The following is an 846-nucleotide window of genomic DNA, read 5'->3' as shown; positions in this document are numbered from 1 at the left end:
AGCTGGCCGGCAGACCCCGGGGCGCCGGTGTCGATCATGGTGACCCCGTCGGGCCCGAGCCACAGGTAGGCGTTCAGCAGGTGCGCGCCACCGCCGCTCAGGCGCACGCGGTGCAGGTCAGGTGCGAGCTCGAGGACGTCCACGGTCTCCATGGCACCGACGCTAGGCAGCGGTCCCCGCCCCGGTGCCCGACTTCGCTCAGGGGTGAGCGGGTGCTCCCGCAGACCTCAAGCAGCAAGGGCGACCCTGTTCTGGAGCTCAGGGTCCTCGGGCAGCTTCCAGCGGTGCAGCATCTCGCGCATCTCCTCGACCAAGTCCTCCAGGTCCAGGCCCAGGGCGCGGCAGATCGCGGCGAGCACCTCCGAGGACGGCTCCTTGCGCCCCCGCTCGACCTCAGAGAGGTAGCCCAGCGAGATCCCGGCCAGCTCGGCGACCTCCTGCAGCGTCCGCCCCTGGGCCAGGCGACGCCGTCGTAAGCACTCACCGACCAACCACCGCAGCAACATCACCCGATCATCGCGCCCCGCTGGGCAGAGCCCTGCTTACAAGCTGGCGACACGGGACCGGCGTGTCCCGGCGAGCCGGCCGGGCGACGACTGCCGGTCCGGGATCGCCACACCGGACCGGCCCCACACAGCACCCCGCCCGCTGTCGCACACGACCCGCCACAGACGACGACGACCGCGACGGTGCCGCTGTCTGGTGTCCGGTGTCCGGTGTCGGTGAGCTCCATCCTGGGCCGCGTCTACGTGCACCTCTGCGAAGAGTCGTCGACCTAACGCGCGTCTTGAACCAGATGCTGGCCCGGTCGGGCCTAGCCGACGGTCGTCAGCGCGTTGTCGGCCA

General features: G+C 71.0%; 1 protein-coding gene. It reads right to left on the bottom strand.

Going from position 1 to position 846, the window contains the following annotated elements:
- Positions 1 to 227: 227 nt before the first annotated feature.
- Positions 228 to 506 (bottom strand): helix-turn-helix domain-containing protein, encoded by a 279-nt coding sequence (locus tag WCS02_RS21240; RefSeq protein ID WP_340296210.1) that lies wholly within the window; start codon positions 504 to 506, stop codon positions 228 to 230.
- Between the last annotated feature and the right edge of the window lie 340 nt (positions 507 to 846).

This window comes from Aquipuribacter hungaricus, assembly GCF_037860755.1.
Taxonomy (GTDB): Bacteria; Actinomycetota; Actinomycetes; order Actinomycetales; family JBBAYJ01; genus Aquipuribacter; species Aquipuribacter hungaricus.
Note: the sequence above shows the minus strand (reverse complement) of the source record. Positions and strands in the feature narration are given on the sequence as shown.

Coding starts and splice junctions, on each gene's coding strand:
- WCS02_RS21240 (WP_340296210.1), bottom strand. CDS start 506: ATGTTGCTGCGGTGGTTGGTCGGTGAGTGCTTACGACGGCGTCGCCTG.